We start from the raw sequence: 14,953 nt of genomic DNA, 5'->3' as shown, positions 1-14,953 counted from the left end.
GCAACTCGGCCGGCGTCACTGCAGTGCCTCCTTCGAGGTTTCGCGTACCAGGCGCAGCGTCACCAGGGCGATGACTGCAGCGGTGACCAGCAGGAAACCCGGCATCAGCAGGTTGCCGCTCTTGGCCATGAGCCAGGTTGCCAGATAAGGCGTGAGCCCCCCGCCGAGGATGGCGCCCAGGTTGATGGCGATCGCCATGCCGGTATAGCGCACCCGGGTGGGAAACTGCTCGGCATAGGTGGGATAGCCCACCGACTGCACGATGGGCATCGGTAGCGCGGCCACCAGCACCGCCAGGGCCGCGAGCCAGATGTTGCCCTGGGCCATGAGTAGCATCATGGGGATCACCAGAACCACATAGGCGGTGAAGCCCAGGGTCAGCACCCGCCGCCGGCCGAGTCGATCCGACAGCCCACCCCAGAACGGCATCATCAGCGCAGCGCACAGGCTGACGCCGGCCATGATCCAGTACACCTGCGCCTTAGGATAGCCAAGGTGAGTGGTCAGATAGAGGTTCATGAAGATCAGGCCGACCCAGTAGCCGGCATTCTGCCCCAGGGCCAGCAGCATGACCTTGAAGACCGCCGGGCGCTGCTCGGCCAGCACTTCACGCACCGGCGCCTTGGGTGGCTGAGATTGGGCCAGGAAGCGCTGGAACGCTGGCGTCTCCTCGACGTTGTGCCGTAGCACAGCGGACAGTGCCACCAGCGGCAGAGCCAGCAGGAAGGGCACACGCCAGCCCCAGGCCTGCATCGCTTCCGCGCCGGCGAGGGTGGTGGTGACGCCACAGACGATAGCGGCCAGCGAGCCGCCTAGGGCAACGCCCACTGGGGTGAAGGCGCCGAAGAAGCCCCGCCGGCCTTCAGGTGCCGACTCGGCGACGAAGGCAGCGGCGCCGATCACCTCGCCGCCGGCGAAGAAGCCCTGCACCAGGCGCAATGCGACCAGCAGCACCGGCGCCAGAAAGCCAGCTTGGGCGGTAGTCGGTAGTAGTCCGATACCGGCAGTGGCCAGCCCCATGCCGATCACGGTGACCAGCAGCACCAGGCGCCGGCCGTGCCGGTCCCCCAGACGTCCGAGGAGCACCCCGCCCAAGGGGCGAACCAAGAAAGCACTGCCGAAGACCGCCAGCACCGCAAGCAGCGCCGCAGTGGGATCGTCACCGGGAAAGAACAGCGGTCCTAGGAAGGCGGCCATGAAGCCGTAGACGCCAAATTCGTAGTACTCGATGGCGGTACCAGTGGCCGCAGCAGTGGCCGCGCGGCGCGCCAGGCGTTCGGTGTCGGCCCGGGATGCGGAAGCCGTGAGAGGAGTGGAAGAGAGCACGCGAGACATGGACGTATCCTTCTGTGATGGGAACGTTGCTCAGCAGGGTGGGGCAAGGTGAGAACGGTCGGCGTCTGTCGCGCCGATCCGGGTGGCGTCAGGCAACGCTGGCGTTACGTTCCAGCGCCGCCAGCAGACGCTCGCGGGCAAGATCCAGGCGCTGCGCTTCAGCCAGGTCGATGAAGGTGAAGGCGAGAACATCGCCGGGCATACACTGCGCCAGGCGTGGAAGGTCGACGTGGGCGACCTGGGCGATGCAGGGATAGCCGCCCGTGGTCTGGCGGTCGGCCATGAGCACGATGGGCTGGCCATCCGGGGGTACCTGCACAGTGCCGAACGCGACCGCTTCGGACAGGCATTCATGGGGCGCTGTCAGTTGCAGGGTTGGGCCCTGCAGGCGATAGCCCATGCGATCCGACTGTGGAGTGACGGTGAAGGGGCTTTCACGCAGGGTGGCCTGGGCAGCACCGGTAAAGGCGGTCCAGTCGCGACCTGGTAATAGCCGCAGTGGGGCGGCGCCGATCACGTGCGCTAGGCTGTCCGGTATTAGCAGGCGCGGGGGATTGGCAAAGCTGCCCATCAGGGGCAGCAGATCACCCTTCTCCAGCCGGCGGCCATGCCAGCCACCAAAGCCGGCGCGCAGGTTGGTGGTGCGACTGCCCAGCACCTGTTCCAGGCGGAAGCCGCCGACCACGGCCAGGTAGGCCCGGGCACCGCTGCGACGGCGACCGAAGCTGACCTGGTCGCCCTCTCGCAAGGTCCGCATCTGGCCGGGTGGCCAAGGCTGGCCATTCAGCGACGCGCCGAGGTCCGCACCGGTCAGGGCAAGACGGCAGCGACCATGGCAATGCAGCGTTGGCCCGAGCAGGGTGATCTCGAGCACCGGTGCGTCCGGCGCATTGCCGAGCAGGGCGTTGGCTAGGCGATGGGATACCTCATCCATTGGGCCGCCCACCGGCACGCCCCATTGCTGGTGGCCATGGCGGCCGAGGTCCTGGAAGGTGGTGGCCAAGCCGGGAGTCAGGACTTCCAGGGTCATGGCCGTACCTCCTGCAGGCTGGCAAAGGTGGCCGCATCAATCGGCACGCAGCGGACCCGATCGCCGGCGCGCAGCCGGCAGGCCTGTTCTGCATGGGGATCGAACAGACGCCAAGGCGTACGGCCAATCAGCGACCAGCCGCCCGGGAGCGTCTGGGGGTAGATGACGCTCTGCCGATTGGCCAGGCCCAGGCTGCCGGCCGGCACCCGGGTACGGGGCATGCGGCGGCGTGGCAGCGCGAGGCGCTCGTCATAGTGGCCGAGGTAAGGATGTCCAGGTGCGAACCCAAGCATCAGCACCGTGACCTCGGCGCCATGCAGCGCGATGAGCTCCTCTTCAGAGATGCCGCAGTCCGCGGCGGCTCCGGCGAGGTCCGGGCCGAATTCGCCGCCGTAGCAGACGGGGATCTCGATCAGCCGCGCCGGGTGGGATTCGACCTTGTCGCTGTCGTCGAGCAGGAGCTGCAGCTGGGCGGCCAGGGCCGCGAACGGCGTCGGGTACCTCAGATGCTCCACTACCTGCCAGGGGCGATAGTGCACGCCGACGCTGGCCAGCGCCGGCACGATATCACTCACTCCGGATAGGGCGCCTTGGGTTTGGCGTTCGCCCAAGTAGGCGGCGAGTGCGCCGAGGCGACGGCTCAGCGCTGCGGACGGGGCTGCGCCGGCTTCGATCACCAGCAGACGCTCGCCGACCGGACGGATCCGCCATTCGAATGTCGCAGAAGAGAGGGGCGCAGTAGTGCTCGCAGTTTTCACAGGAGTTACCGGCAGGCGAAGACATCACGGAGGGCGCGCCGGAATTCTCGAGGCTCCGGTCGCGGGGACATCACGAGCGGCCAGGGCCGCCCGGCATTATTTGGCGAACAGCTGGCTCATGTCCTTGAAGGCCTTGAACTCCAGGGCATTGCCGCAGGGGTCGAAGAGAAACATGGTGGCCTGCTCGCCCACCTGGCCCTGGAAGCGGATATAGGGCTCGATGACGAACTTGGTTTCACGCGCTCGCAGGCGATCGGCCAGGGCTTCCCACTCGTCCCAGCCCAGGATTATGCCGAAGTGCGGTACCGGCACATCGTGGCCGTCGACCGCGTTGGTGTGGGCCGCTTCCTGCGAGGTGGTCTTGGGATGCTCGTGGATCACCAGCTGGTGGCCGTAGAAGTCGAAGTCGACCCAGTGCTCACTGGAGCGTCCCTCGGCAAGGCCAAAGACATCACCGTAGAAGTGCCGTGCGGCCGCCAGGTCGTAGACCGGAATCGCCAGGTGAAAAGGGGACAGCGCCATGGGTGGAATCCTCGTGAGAAGGTGCGCCCTCATCTCACCCCATGTTTTCTTTCATCAAAAGCGTATATTCTTGCCCGCGAGCGACAGAAATTTTGTTGCTTCGCTGCCCGCTGACCAATGCCGGGGACTCAAATCAGCTCGACCTGGTGGTGGGAGTTCTCAATCACCACCCCGCGGCGCTGACGCCGGTGCCCTGGGCTGGCCACCGGGCTCGAGCGTCGTTTACCACTGGCCATTGGCGTCGACGGGAGGGACCTGATCGCTTCCACGGAAGACAGGCACAAAAAAACCGCCCGAAGGCGGCTTTTCTGATGGGAATGCTCAGGCTGAGTGCCTACGCTCACTTGCTGGCGCTTTTTTCTTTTTTGCGTTCACCGGGCCAGCCAGGGCGCCACTGGGCTCGAGTTCAGCACCACGGGTGACGGCGACAGCGAGCATCCGACGCTGCGAGACCGAGAGCTTGGAGCCAAGACGCGAACTGGCCAGCTCCCAAATCGCAGACAAGCGCTTGTCGTGAGCAGCGTTGCCGGATTCGACTTTATCGGATTTGGACATTTGCACCTCCAAGGGGGCGTTGTCATTCATGCTAAGACGGTTAGACAGCCTTGACAAGTTGATTGTCCGCATCGTAGTCGAAGCCAAGCTCCTTGTAGAGCGGCACGGCGCCGGGCAGCGGTTCTGGTATCAGGATCTTCTCCAGACCGATGAGCCTGGCATAGTTTTCGACCGCCACGAGCATCAGGGAAGCCACCAGCCCCTTGAGCGGATGCTGCTCATCAGGGTGCCCCTCAAGCAACATCAGCTTGATGCGGACCTTGCTCTTTTTCGGAGTGGCAAAGCACAGGCCGCACAACGTCTGATCGTGCCAGAGCGATAGGCTGATCGCCTTTGGATGCCCTCTACCTCGTCTTGGCACATCGCGCCACTGCTTGCGAAAGTCACTGCTTGACCACTCCTCCATTTTCTTGAGGGCGTTATGGTCGATGCTGTCGTATCTGATCAGGTGGTGGTCGACGACGGCGCCGATTATCTCGGGCGCCTCTTTGATTTGCTTTTCCGTGTATTAGCGGACTACCTCCGCGATAGCCCGGTACTGCTTGCGCACATTTGGCGGTCGGTCTGTCATTCGAGCAATCTCAACTACAGCAGCAGGGCAGTTTGAGTTAGGTCGGGATCACTTCCATGGGGCAGATGGCTGATAGCCGGGCGAGCATGCGGTCCGCACGCAGCGGAATTTCCTATCGTCGCCGTGCCCGGGGCCCAGGCGAGAGATCTAGCTGTAGCGTATGCGCTGCTGGTGAAATGCAAGGCCAGCCAGCCGGCATGAAAAATATATAACCCCTGCACATAACCCTTCACCTCCACAATCCTCTGCCCCCTCCGCCCAGATTCCATCCCCTATCCGACCGCGCCACCGCGCGTCAGAAGGGAAAGGAAGGAAAGAAAAGAGCGACCGGCCCCCATAGCTGAACTAGCAATCCGGCAAAAGTGCTAGTCAAAGCTTTGGTAGGTCCGCTCAGTTCGCAAAATAGGACTTGGTAGGTAGGGTCAGCCGACGCATTAGCTAGTGCCAACCCCCGCAGCCAGCAGCAGTGCTGTTGAGAGAGTCCAGAGATGCGTATGCGCCTTGGCGTAGCCGCAGGGGAGGTTCATGAAGATTTCTTACAGCACCTCAATAACGCGTGATGCAACAGCGAAGCTTGTGACTGCTGTAGGCCCTTCCTCCATCAAGCTCCAAATTCAACAGAGGCAAAGCGCTGCCGATAAGTGGTTGGATTTACACCCACGATCCGCTTGAAACGGGCGCGGAAGGTGACGGGTGCATCGAAGCCGACCGCGGCCGCGATACCTTCGATAGCGATAGTGCTGGTTTCAAGCAGCTCCTGCGCCCGGCGAATGCGCGCCGTAAGGAGCCACTGGATCGGGGTCACCCCCAGTTGTTCGCGGAACCGCCGGGCAAAGGTGCGCGGGCTCATGTTGGCACGTTCGGCGAGAGTGCCGATGCACAGTGGTTGATGAAGGTTATCCAGCGCCCAGTCAATGAGTGACGTAAGGCTGGTCGGAGAAACGGGGGCCTCTTGCCGAACGAACTGGGCCTGGCCGCCGTCACGGAAAAGGGGGGTAACGGCGAGGCGTGCAGCTTCGGCGGCGACGGCCTGTCCGTGATCACGCGCGACCAGGTGCAGGCACATGTCCAACCCTGCCGAGGCTCCAGCCGAGGTGAGGATCCGGCCTTCGTCAACGAACAGGACGTCTGGCTCGACAGTAAGCGCCGGATAGCGTTTCGCCAGGGCGGAAGCGGCCCGCCAATGGGTCGTCGCCCGCCGCCCGTCCAGTAGTCCGGTCGCCCCGAGCACGAAGGCACCGGTGCAGATCGACGCCAGTCGCGCCCCGTTTTCCCATGCACGGCGGATTGCCGTCGTCACCGGAGCGGCCACCTCCATCGACGGGTTGGCGATGCCGACCACCACCACCGTGTCGGCCTCCAGCAGGCTGTCGAGCGCGTAGGGCGCGGTGAGGATGAACGCCCCGGCGTCCACCTGAGCCGTCTCGCCGCAGACCCGGACACGGTAGGGAGCCGTCCCGTCCTCCAGGCGCACATGGGTGAACACCTCGCAGGCGATGCCGAGATCGAACGGCGTCGCGCCATTCAAGACGAGAACGGCGATGTCATGTACGGCAGGAATTTTTTTGAGCATGGCCGTTTATAACCGCTACCTGGCATTTCTGCCACTCACGCACGACCGCCGTTGTTAATAACCTTGGCACTTCCTCACCGCAGAGATACCTCATGACCACTCATATGCCCGCTTCCTCCCTAAAGCCGCTCAAGATCGGCATGCTCCTGTATCCCGGATTCACCCTCCTCGATCTCGCAGGTCCTCAATCCGCGCTGGGGATGCACAGTGAGACCCGGCTGTTCTGGAAGACCATGGAAGCGGTACCGACGGACAGCGGTATTTCACTGAATCCGACGCACACCTTCGCAGACGTACTCCAAGATCTGGATGTGCTGTTCGTGCCAGGCGGCTTCGGCACCAACGAGGCCATGAAGGACGAGGCGATCATCGACTTTCTGATGACTGCCGGCCGACGTGCACGCTACATAACCTCGGTTTGTTCGGGATCCCTGCTGCTCGGGATGGCTGGTCTGCTCGATGGCTATCGCGCTGCCACTCATTGGGCGCTGTATGACGTACTGGAAGCGCTTGGGATCGACGCGGGGCGCGAGCGCGTCGTTGCCGATCGCAATCGACTCACCGGTGGAGGTGTGACGGCAGGTATCGATTTCGGCCTTACGTTGCTGGCTGAACTCCGCGGCGAGCACGTCGCCAAGCTGACGCAGCTAATGATGGAATATGACCCACAGCCGCCCTTCGATACTGGGCATCCACGTACAGCCGGCCTCGAGCTGACTGAACTGGCCCTAAACCTCATGGGACATGACGCAATCCGTGAGGGGGTGCAGTTGGCACAAGAGCGCCGGGTGCCTTCGCCAGCCTGATGGATCGATACCAGCGAGAGGAATTGGCGCAGCTCCGTCGCCTCGAAATCATCTCCATGATCGAGGCGACCACGCTGCTGGTGCTTGTCGGCATAGCCGTACCGCTGAAGCACCTTGGCGAATGGCGGCTTGGGGTTCAACTGATGGGACCGGTACACGGTATTGCGTTCATCGCCTATGTCTGGGCGACGCTCCAGACCGTCTCGGGTGGGCGGTGGCGCCCTATCGAGGTCGCCCGAATGATCGCGGTCGCGTTCGTCCCGCTCGGCGGCTTTCTTAATAGACCTTTCTTGGCCCTCAAGGCTGCCGAGTTACGTGTTGGGGAGCCCGAATGAGCCTCGCCGAACTGTACCTCTGGTTCAAAGCACTGCACATAGCTGCCGCCCTAATGTTTGTGGGTGGGGTGCTGGCCCTCACGATCGTGCTCGATGCGATTCGGATCGCACCCGGCACGGTCGCCATTGCCAGGGTGCGGCGCTGGGATCGGGCAGTCACCACTCCGGCGATGCTGCTGGTCTGGGTATTGGGCTTCATGCTCGCCATGACGGCTCATTGGCTTGCCGACCACTGGCTCCAGGCCAAGCTGGTGCTCGTCGTCATTTTGTCGGGCTTACATGGCGTTCAGTCAGGGCGACTAAGACGGGCTGAAAATCAGACTTCAGGGGCTAGCAGGTCCCTGGCACCTATAGTCCTTGCGATTGCCATCATGATTGCTGTCCTGGCGGTGCTGAAGCCATGGAAGTAGAAAACGCGGATGCAAATCCCTTGATGAGGTCGGAAGTAGGCTGAGCGAGCTCGTCGTACGCACCGATCATCAGTACGCCCATTTCCGCCTCCCCGCTGCGCTGGTAGCGCAGTCGGCGCAGGCGTCTGCTGGCGGCGGCAATCTTGAGCACGCCGCTAGCGCGAAGGTGGGGCACTTTGCGAGCTCTTGCCAGGTCCCGGCAGTCGACCTGCAGGGACCTGGTGGTAAGTCCCGGTTCAGGGAGCGGCTGGCGCCTCTTGCAGTCCGGCCTGGGTCTGGCGACGCCGGTAAAGGACTAGGGTCGCACCCAGCCCGCAGAGCGCTGCGAACATCAGCCAGTAGGCCGGCGAGGCTTTGTCGCCGGTTGCGTTGACCAGGAAGGTCGAGACCGCCGGGGTGAAGCCGCCAAACAGCGCCGTGGCCAGGCTGAAGGATAGCGAGAAGCCGGCGACGCGCACTTCCGCGGGCATGACCTCGGTCAGCGCCGCTACCATTGCGCCGTTGTAGCAGCCGAAGAACATCGAGAAGTACAGCAGCACCGCCAGCATCCGCTCGAAGCTGGGCGCGGCGGCCAGCCAGGCCATGGCCGGATAGGCCGTGAGCAGGGCCAGGCTGGCGATACCCAGCAGCAGCGGCCTGCGACCGATGCGATCGGAAACGCTTCCGCCGATGGGTAGCCAGATGAAGTTGGAGACCCCGACGAACAGGGTGACGATCAGGCTGTCGCTTGCGCTCAGGTGCAGCACGGTGCGACCGAAGGTCGGTGTGTAGACGGTGATGAGGTAGAAGGTGGTGGTGGTCATGGAGGCCAGCAGACCACCGGCCACGACCAGCACCCAGTTCTGCCGCATCGAGCGAAACACCTCGCGGGCGCTGGGGTGATGCCGGCGTTTCTTGAAATCCTCGGTTTCCGCCAGCGAGCGCCGGATGAAAAAGATGAAGGGAACGATCAGGCAGCCGACCACGAAGGGCAGTCGCCAGCCCCAGGCGGTAAGCTGCTCAGCGCTGAGACTGGCATTGAGGGCATAACCCAGCCCCGCAGCGACCACGATGGCTACCTGCTGGCTGGCTGATTGCCAACTGGTATAGAAGCCGCGCCGTCCGGGTGTGGCGATCTCCGAGAGGTATACCGAGACGCCGCCGAGTTCGGCGCCGGCCGAGAAGCCCTGCAGCAGTCTGCCGAGCAGCACCAGGGCGGGCGCCCAGAGGCCGATCTGGGCATAGCCTGGCACCAGCGCGATGAGGACGGTGCCGCTGGCCATGATCGCCAGGGTAACGATCAGGCCGCGGCGCCGACCCACCTGGTCGATGTAGGCGCCCAGGACGATGGCACCCAACGGTCGCATCAGAAAGCCCGAACCGAAGACGGCGAAGGTCATCATCAGCGAGGCGAATTCGCTGTCGGACGGAAAGAACACCCGGGCGACGTAGGTGGCATAGAAGCCGAACAAGAAGAAATCGAACTGCTCTAGGAAGTTGCCGCTGGTGACGCGCAGGATGGCGCCGACCTTCGAGGGGTTGGGTGAGGTATCTGAGGGCTTCATCGGTGCTCCATCTTTGTTGTTGTCGTGGGGACGAGCGGATCAGTCAGCGCCGAGGCGCAGGCGATCGGGCTGGCGTTTCTCGATGGCGTGCTTGAGCAGCGCCGCGCTGCGGAAGATACCGTGGGCGAATTTGCCGTAGGGCATGGTGAGGAAGAACGCCATGACGGCGCCCAGGTGGATGGCCAGCAGGGCGGCCATGGCGCCACTGTCGCGCCCGGCCAGCAGGGCCAGGCCACTGAGGCTGACCAGCAGCAGGAGCAGGATGAAGGCCCGATCCATGGGGCGCTGGGCCACGTCGCCCTGCTGCGGATCGCGCCGCAGGCCGAGCCACAGCAGGCCGAGCGGGCCTATCACCAGGCCGAGACCACCGACGGTACCAAGCAGGACCGGCGCGCTGAACAGCGGGTAGGGGGCCTCCCATGCCAGCAGGTAGTGATAGAGCGTGGCCACCGAGGTGGCGGCGAAGCACAGCAGAAAGCCGTAGAAGGTCAGGTGGTGGCAGCGCCGGCGCCACAGCGTGAACCTGTCGCTTTCGTTGTTGCAGCCCTGGCCATGGCCTCCGTCGAGGTATTTCAGGCGCAGCACCGCATCCACTGTCTCCGCACCCGCTGCCAGCGGCGACACGGGATCGCGTGGCGCCGTAGGCGGACTGATGCCGCGCCAGAAGCGGCCAACTCCGATCGCCAGGGCCAGGACCACCAGGGCGAAGACGCCACCGAACATCAGGGCCAGCAGGTTGTGGGGAAAGATCGCATAGAAGTTGCCCGCCAGCGGACCGGGGAATAGGGTGCCGCGGACCGCCAGGGCGAGCAGCAGGAACAGCGCCAGCCCGCCGGCCGTGGCACTGGCCAGGGTCAGGCCGTTGCGCTGGTAGAGCCGACCGAAGGCCGCCGGCCAGGCGAAGTGGGCGTAGGTCTGGCCGCGTACCTTGGCCATGGCCTGGGGGATGTTCACGGCGAATTCGTGGGGCGGCGCATATTGGCAGGCGTGCAGGCAGGCGCCGCAGTTATGGCAGAGGTTGGCCAGGTAATGAACGTCCGCACGGGCGAATTCCAGGCGCCGCGTCATGGCCGGAAACACGGCGCAGAAGCCCTCGCAATAACGGCAGGCATTGCAGATGTGCAGCTGCCGATCGACCTCGCTCTCCTCGAGGGTAAGGAGGTCAATGAGTTGCGGAGCCTGGTCCTCGAGTGGGCGGGTATCAAGCGGCTGCATGGTCATAGCCCCGTTCGACGAAGTTGGAGGGATGGCCGGCGGCGGCAGCAGCGCGCGCGCCGGCGATGCGGCCGAAGGCGGTGCCAATGCTCATGCCCACGCCAGCGGTGTAGCCCTTGCCCAGCACGTTGCCAGCCATCATCTCGCCGGCGACGAACAAGTTGGGGCTGGGCTGCCCGGCGAAATGCACTGCGGTACTGGCGTCGGTCTTGAGTCCCAGATACGTGAAAGTCACTCCAGGGCGCAGGGCATAGGCGTAGTAGGGCGGCGTATCCAGGGGAAGCGCCCAATGGCTCTTGCCTGGGCTGATGCCTTGGGTATGGCAGTCGTCGAGTGTGGTGTGATCGAAGTGACCAGGCTGGCAGGCGTTGTTGTAGCCGGAAACTGTGGCGAGAAAGGCCTCGACCGGTAGTTCGAGCTTGCTGGCGAGTTCTTCCAGGCTACCGGCCAGGGTGCCGGGAAAGACTGGCGGCATGAAGCGACCGATGGCCTTGCGGTCGATGATGGAGTAGGCGACCTGCCCGGGTTGCCCGGCCACCAGCCGACCCCAGATGGCATAGCGCTTAGGCCAGAAATCCTCGCCCTCGTCATAGAAGCGCTCGCCCTCACGGTTGACCACCACGCCCAAGGACACGCAGTCGATGCGGGTGCAGATGCCGCCGTCGTAGAGCGGCGCTCGTGCATCGATGGCGACCATGTGCGCCTGGGTGGGATCGCCGATGGCATCGGCGCCCTCGGCCAGCAACTGCTTGAGCAGTACCCCCTGGTTGAAGCGGGTGCCCCGGATCAGGAAGTTGTCCGCCGGCCATTCACCACGCGCGTTTTGCCCCCAGGCTTCGCGTAGCCAGTCGCGATTGGATTCGAAGCCGCCGGCCGCCAGCACGCAGGTCCGGGCCTCGATGCGTTCGGCCGGTAGGGTGACGCCGCTCACTTCGCGGGCAGCTAAATGGGCGGCGACGAAGCGGCCGTCCTGCAGTTCGATGTGGGACACCGGGGCGTCGTAGCGGATGGCAACCCCCAGCCGGGCCGCGCTGCGGTAGTAGGCATTCACCAGCGCCTTGCCGCCGCCCATGAAGAAGGCGTTGGTGCGGGCGACATGGAGTGCACCCGAAAGCGGAGGCTGGAAATGCACGCCGTGGCGGCGCATCCAGTCGCGACAGGTGGCGGAGGCACGGATCACCAGGCGGGCCAGGGCTTCGTTGGTGAGACCCCCAGTGACCTTGAGCAGATCCTGCCAGTATTCCTCTTCGGGATAGGCCTCCACCAGCACGTCCTGCGGCGCTTCGTGCATGCACCGCAGGTTACGAGTGTGCTGGGAATTTCCACCGCGCCAGGCGCGTGGCGAGCCTTCCAGCAGCAGGACGCTGGCTCCGGCTTCCCTGGCCATCAGCGCGGCGCAGAGAGCGGCGTTGCCACCCCCGACCACCAGGACATCGATCATCATAAATCCTCATTGGCTGGCCACAGCGGCCTTGTTTGCCGCGGACCTTAGCCAAGAGGGGGAGGTGGCCGACAGGGGCCGACCGGGGGTAGGGCTTTAGCTTTGCTAAAGGGTCGGGGCGCTGGCATCCAGCAGGCTGGCGCCCGGCCAGCGGCCTTCGCCGACCAGTCGGCGGACCACCTCGAGGATCACCACCCGCGTCGCCAGGGCGGCCGGGGAAAGTTCGTCATCCGCCAGGCTGGCGAGCAAGTTGCGGCGCTGCAGCGGGTGATCGCGCAAGGGAATGGTGCCCAGGCCTTCGGCGTAGGCGTGGGCCGCGGCCGAGCCGGGCTGGATGGTCGCGGCGAGACCCTGGCGGACCACCTTCATCAGGGTCGCCAGGCCATCGATCTCCATGACCACATTGATGTCCAGTCCGAGGGTCTCCATGGCGGCTGCCAGACCGCTGCGCAGGCCGTGCTGCATGCTCGGGAGCACCAACGGCAGTCGGCCCAGGGCGGCGAGCGACAGGCTGGCGGTCGCTGGAACGCCCGGCAGGCCTGGCGCATGCAGCAGGATCAGGGCCTCATCGAGCAAGGGATGCAACGTCCAGCGCCTGCCCGGATCCGGCTGAAAGACGACGGCGAGATCCAGTTGCCGGGCATTGAGCTGAGCCCCCAGATAGCCTGACAGCATCTCCACCAGGTGCAGCTGGATATCAGGATAGCGCTGCTGCAGCGTCTCGATCAGAGGCAAGGCCAGCACGCTGGCCACGGTCGGCGGCAATCCGACGCTGACATAGCCGCGCAGCCGGTCGCGCTGAGCGGCCTGCACGGCATAGTCAGCCTGGCGCAGAGTGAGCTGGGCATGATGAAGGAAAGCCAGGCCGGCTGGCGTGGGCGTAGCGCCCAGGGAGGTCCGGTTGAGCAGGCGGATGCTCAGTTCCTGCTCCAATCGGGTGAGCTGCTGACTCAGAGCCGAGGCGCCGACGCCCAGCTCCAGCGCGGCGCGCCCGAGGCTGCCCATTTCGACGACCTTGGCGAAGTAGCGTAGCTGACGAAGTTCCATATTGGCGTCACCGCTGAGTACAGTTCAAAGGCTCCATTGTGCTCCGATATCAGCACTCAGCAGGACACCCTACGACCCCGTCTAAGTGCACCACGTTTAAAACTATACCACCCCTGCACAAGCCCCTCACTCCAACCCACCCCCTGCACCCCCTCCGCCCGGGCTCCACCCTCTATCCGCCCGCGCCCCGCGCGCGATAGAAGGAAAAGCAGGAAGGGAGCGAGCTACTAGCCCCATATTTGAACTGACGTCCACCTCAGCGCGGCAGAAGGGAAGGGGAATATAGTGAGAAAAAAGCCTTGCTCATTTCGTCTACTGCGACATTGACAAATTTCTACCGCGCTCTGCTATTTTGTGCCGCTGAGCACTACTTTACGCACTACAAACCTAATCTACTTGAGCTATTGAGCACCGTTACTGCCGTTGACTGCCAATGGCGGCAGCAGATAAGACGAAGGTGGAAACTTTAGTAGAAAGCGTGTCTGCCCTTCTGAACATTCCACGCATGCCCCACCTCCATGATAAGCCATGATCGCGCGTACGATCGCCAGCCCCAACCCATTGCCGGCGGTATGGCGGTCACTGCCACGGTAGAAGCGCTCGAAGAGCCTGGGCAGCTCCTCGGTAGCGATCGGGGGGCCTTGGTTGGTAACCGCCACGCACCCGACGCCGTCTTCTCGCCTAAACAACGTCACCGTCACCTCAGTCCCGGGATAAGCATGTCGAATGGCGTTCGATAGCACGTTCGAGATGGCACGCTGGATCATTAGCGTGTCGCCCTCGACCAGCAGCTGCCCCTCGACGGCCAGCTCGAGTTCGCGCGCCTCGGCATAGGCTTCGAACAGGCTGCAGACCCTGAGCGCCTCGTGCTCGACAGCCACCTTGCCCAATGAACTCAGCGGTTCGTGACTGTCCAGGCGGGCCAGCAGCAGCATGTCCGTGACGATTCGGCTCAGGCGATCCAACTCGTCCAGGGATTCCTCCAGGGCCTGTTGATACGCGGTCTCGTCACGCTTCCGGCTGAGTATCATCTGCGTACGCCCAATGAGGATCCCGAGCGGCGTACGCAACTCGTGGGCAACGTCGTCGGCGAAGCGGTCGAGCAACTGCACCCCGGCGTTGAGGCGCTCCAGCATGGTATTCAGCGCAGTGGCCAGCTCAGCCACTTCTGCAGGCAGGTTGGTGTCGTCGACCCGCAAGGTGAGCTGTCGGGTAGTGATCGACCGTGCGGTACGGCGGAAGCGCCGCAAGGGTGCAAGGCCCTGATAGCCCGTCCACCACGCTGCGGCGCCGATCAGCAGCAGCAGAATCGGCAGACTGATTAGGGCCGCGCGGAGGAAGGCGTCCAGGAGGAAGCTGTCGTTGCTGCGATCCTGGCTCAGCAGTAGCTGCAGTGGCGGTAGCCCTGGAATGGTCAGGTTGGCTCGGGCAGTCAAAAGGTCATGACCGTCATCGGAGTGCCAGGCCAAGGTCTGGGCATCCGGCCAGCGTTCTGGCCGGAGCTCGTCGGCATAGGCATGGGAGCCCAGCCCGTACAGGGGAGTGTCCCCGGTGGCCGACAGCACCGTGACTGACAGCTCCTCGTGGCCGAGCAGCGTATCAGCCAAGCTGTGCTGCCAGGGCGCCTTTGGATCCGTGGGACGCTCTTCCAGGCTGTGCTGGATCTGACCCAATTTGGCTTGCAGCTGGTCGGCAGCGCGCCTGCCCAGCTCTCGATCCAGAACGCTGTACACCATGACGACCAGCAGGATGGCCAACAGCAAGCCCACGCCCGTGACCATCAGCCCCAGGCGCAGGGCCAGGCTCATGGG

The 14,953-nt window shown here is 64.2% G+C and carries 15 protein-coding genes; 3 read left to right on the top strand and 12 right to left on the bottom strand.

Annotation, left to right across the window (positions count from 1 at the left end; genetic code table 11):
- Positions 1 to 15 precede the first annotated feature (15 nt).
- From ACWPW1_RS21925 to ACWPW1_RS21895, 7 genes are all read right to left on the bottom strand, one after another.
- A complete protein-coding gene (locus ACWPW1_RS21925) occupies positions 16 to 1,335 on the bottom strand; it encodes an MFS transporter (RefSeq protein WP_454254019.1) in 1,320 nt (439 codons plus the stop codon).
- 88 nt (positions 1,336 to 1,423) lie between these two features.
- Positions 1,424 to 2,365, bottom strand: a complete 942-nt coding sequence (locus ACWPW1_RS21920; RefSeq protein WP_454254018.1) for a 5-oxoprolinase subunit C family protein — start codon at positions 2,363 to 2,365, stop codon at positions 1,424 to 1,426.
- On the bottom strand, positions 2,362 to 3,123 hold the full coding sequence (gene pxpB / locus ACWPW1_RS21915) for a 5-oxoprolinase subunit PxpB (protein ID WP_454254017.1): 762 nt from the start codon (positions 3,121 to 3,123) through the stop codon (positions 2,362 to 2,364). Before pxpB ends, ACWPW1_RS21920 begins: the two co-directional genes overlap by 4 nt.
- Positions 3,124 to 3,219: 96 nt before the next feature.
- Positions 3,220 to 3,645: a VOC family protein gene (locus tag ACWPW1_RS21910; RefSeq protein WP_074584882.1), complete on the bottom strand. Its 426-nt coding sequence runs from the start codon at positions 3,643 to 3,645 to the stop codon at positions 3,220 to 3,222.
- Between the two features lie 321 nt (positions 3,646 to 3,966).
- Positions 3,967 to 4,200 (bottom strand): hypothetical protein, encoded by a 234-nt coding sequence (locus tag ACWPW1_RS21905; protein WP_414206506.1) that lies wholly within the window; start codon positions 4,198 to 4,200, stop codon positions 3,967 to 3,969.
- A 40-nt stretch (positions 4,201 to 4,240) separates the two neighbouring features.
- Positions 4,241 to 4,606 (bottom strand): hypothetical protein, encoded by a 366-nt coding sequence (locus ACWPW1_RS21900; protein ID WP_454254016.1) that lies wholly within the window; start codon positions 4,604 to 4,606, stop codon positions 4,241 to 4,243.
- A 766-nt stretch (positions 4,607 to 5,372) separates the two neighbouring features.
- Positions 5,373 to 6,344, bottom strand: a complete 972-nt coding sequence (locus ACWPW1_RS21895) for a GlxA family transcriptional regulator (RefSeq protein ID WP_454254015.1) — start codon at positions 6,342 to 6,344, stop codon at positions 5,373 to 5,375.
- A 92-nt stretch (positions 6,345 to 6,436) separates the two neighbouring features.
- Between ACWPW1_RS21895 and ACWPW1_RS21890 the strand changes: the two genes are divergently transcribed.
- Genes ACWPW1_RS21890 through ACWPW1_RS21880 form a run of 3 tightly spaced genes read left to right on the top strand, consistent with a single transcriptional unit; the run spans position 6,437 to position 7,895 of the window.
- Positions 6,437 to 7,150 (top strand): DJ-1/PfpI family protein, encoded by a 714-nt coding sequence (locus tag ACWPW1_RS21890; protein ID WP_454254014.1) that lies wholly within the window; start codon positions 6,437 to 6,439, stop codon positions 7,148 to 7,150.
- 23 nt (positions 7,151 to 7,173) lie between these two features.
- Complete coding sequence (locus ACWPW1_RS21885; protein WP_454254013.1) at positions 7,174 to 7,485, top strand: DUF3817 domain-containing protein; 312 nt, start codon at positions 7,174 to 7,176, stop codon at positions 7,483 to 7,485.
- Positions 7,482 to 7,895 carry a CopD family protein gene (locus tag ACWPW1_RS21880; RefSeq protein ID WP_454254012.1) on the top strand — a complete coding sequence of 138 codons (414 nt, stop codon included), beginning with the start codon at positions 7,482 to 7,484 and terminating at the stop codon, positions 7,893 to 7,895. The genes ACWPW1_RS21885 and ACWPW1_RS21880 overlap by 4 nt, the downstream gene beginning before the upstream one ends.
- A gap of 236 nt (positions 7,896 to 8,131) precedes the next feature.
- Here ACWPW1_RS21880 and tcuC read toward each other — a convergent pair whose 3' ends face one another.
- From tcuC to ACWPW1_RS21855, 5 genes are all read right to left on the bottom strand, one after another.
- Positions 8,132 to 9,439, bottom strand: a complete 1,308-nt coding sequence (gene tcuC, locus ACWPW1_RS21875) for a tricarballylate/proton symporter TcuC (protein ID WP_454254011.1) — start codon at positions 9,437 to 9,439, stop codon at positions 8,132 to 8,134.
- 39 nt (positions 9,440 to 9,478) lie between these two features.
- Positions 9,479 to 10,660 carry a tricarballylate utilization 4Fe-4S protein TcuB gene (gene tcuB, locus ACWPW1_RS21870; RefSeq protein WP_454254010.1) on the bottom strand — a complete coding sequence of 394 codons (1,182 nt, stop codon included), beginning with the start codon at positions 10,658 to 10,660 and terminating at the stop codon, positions 9,479 to 9,481.
- Complete coding sequence (gene tcuA, locus ACWPW1_RS21865) at positions 10,641 to 12,095, bottom strand: FAD-dependent tricarballylate dehydrogenase TcuA (RefSeq protein ID WP_454254044.1); 1,455 nt, start codon at positions 12,093 to 12,095, stop codon at positions 10,641 to 10,643. Before tcuA ends, tcuB begins: the two co-directional genes overlap by 20 nt.
- Before the next feature lie 105 nt (positions 12,096 to 12,200).
- Complete coding sequence (locus tag ACWPW1_RS21860) at positions 12,201 to 13,142, bottom strand: LysR family transcriptional regulator (RefSeq protein ID WP_377711152.1); 942 nt, start codon at positions 13,140 to 13,142, stop codon at positions 12,201 to 12,203.
- A 401-nt stretch (positions 13,143 to 13,543) separates the two neighbouring features.
- Complete coding sequence (locus ACWPW1_RS21855) at positions 13,544 to 14,950, bottom strand: heavy metal sensor histidine kinase (RefSeq protein ID WP_169854974.1); 1,407 nt, start codon at positions 14,948 to 14,950, stop codon at positions 13,544 to 13,546.
- Positions 14,951 to 14,953 lie beyond the last annotated feature (3 nt).

It is taken from the genome of Pseudomonas sp. Marseille-Q7302 (assembly GCF_965111925.1).
Note: the sequence above shows the minus strand (reverse complement) of the source record. Positions and strands in the feature narration are given on the sequence as shown.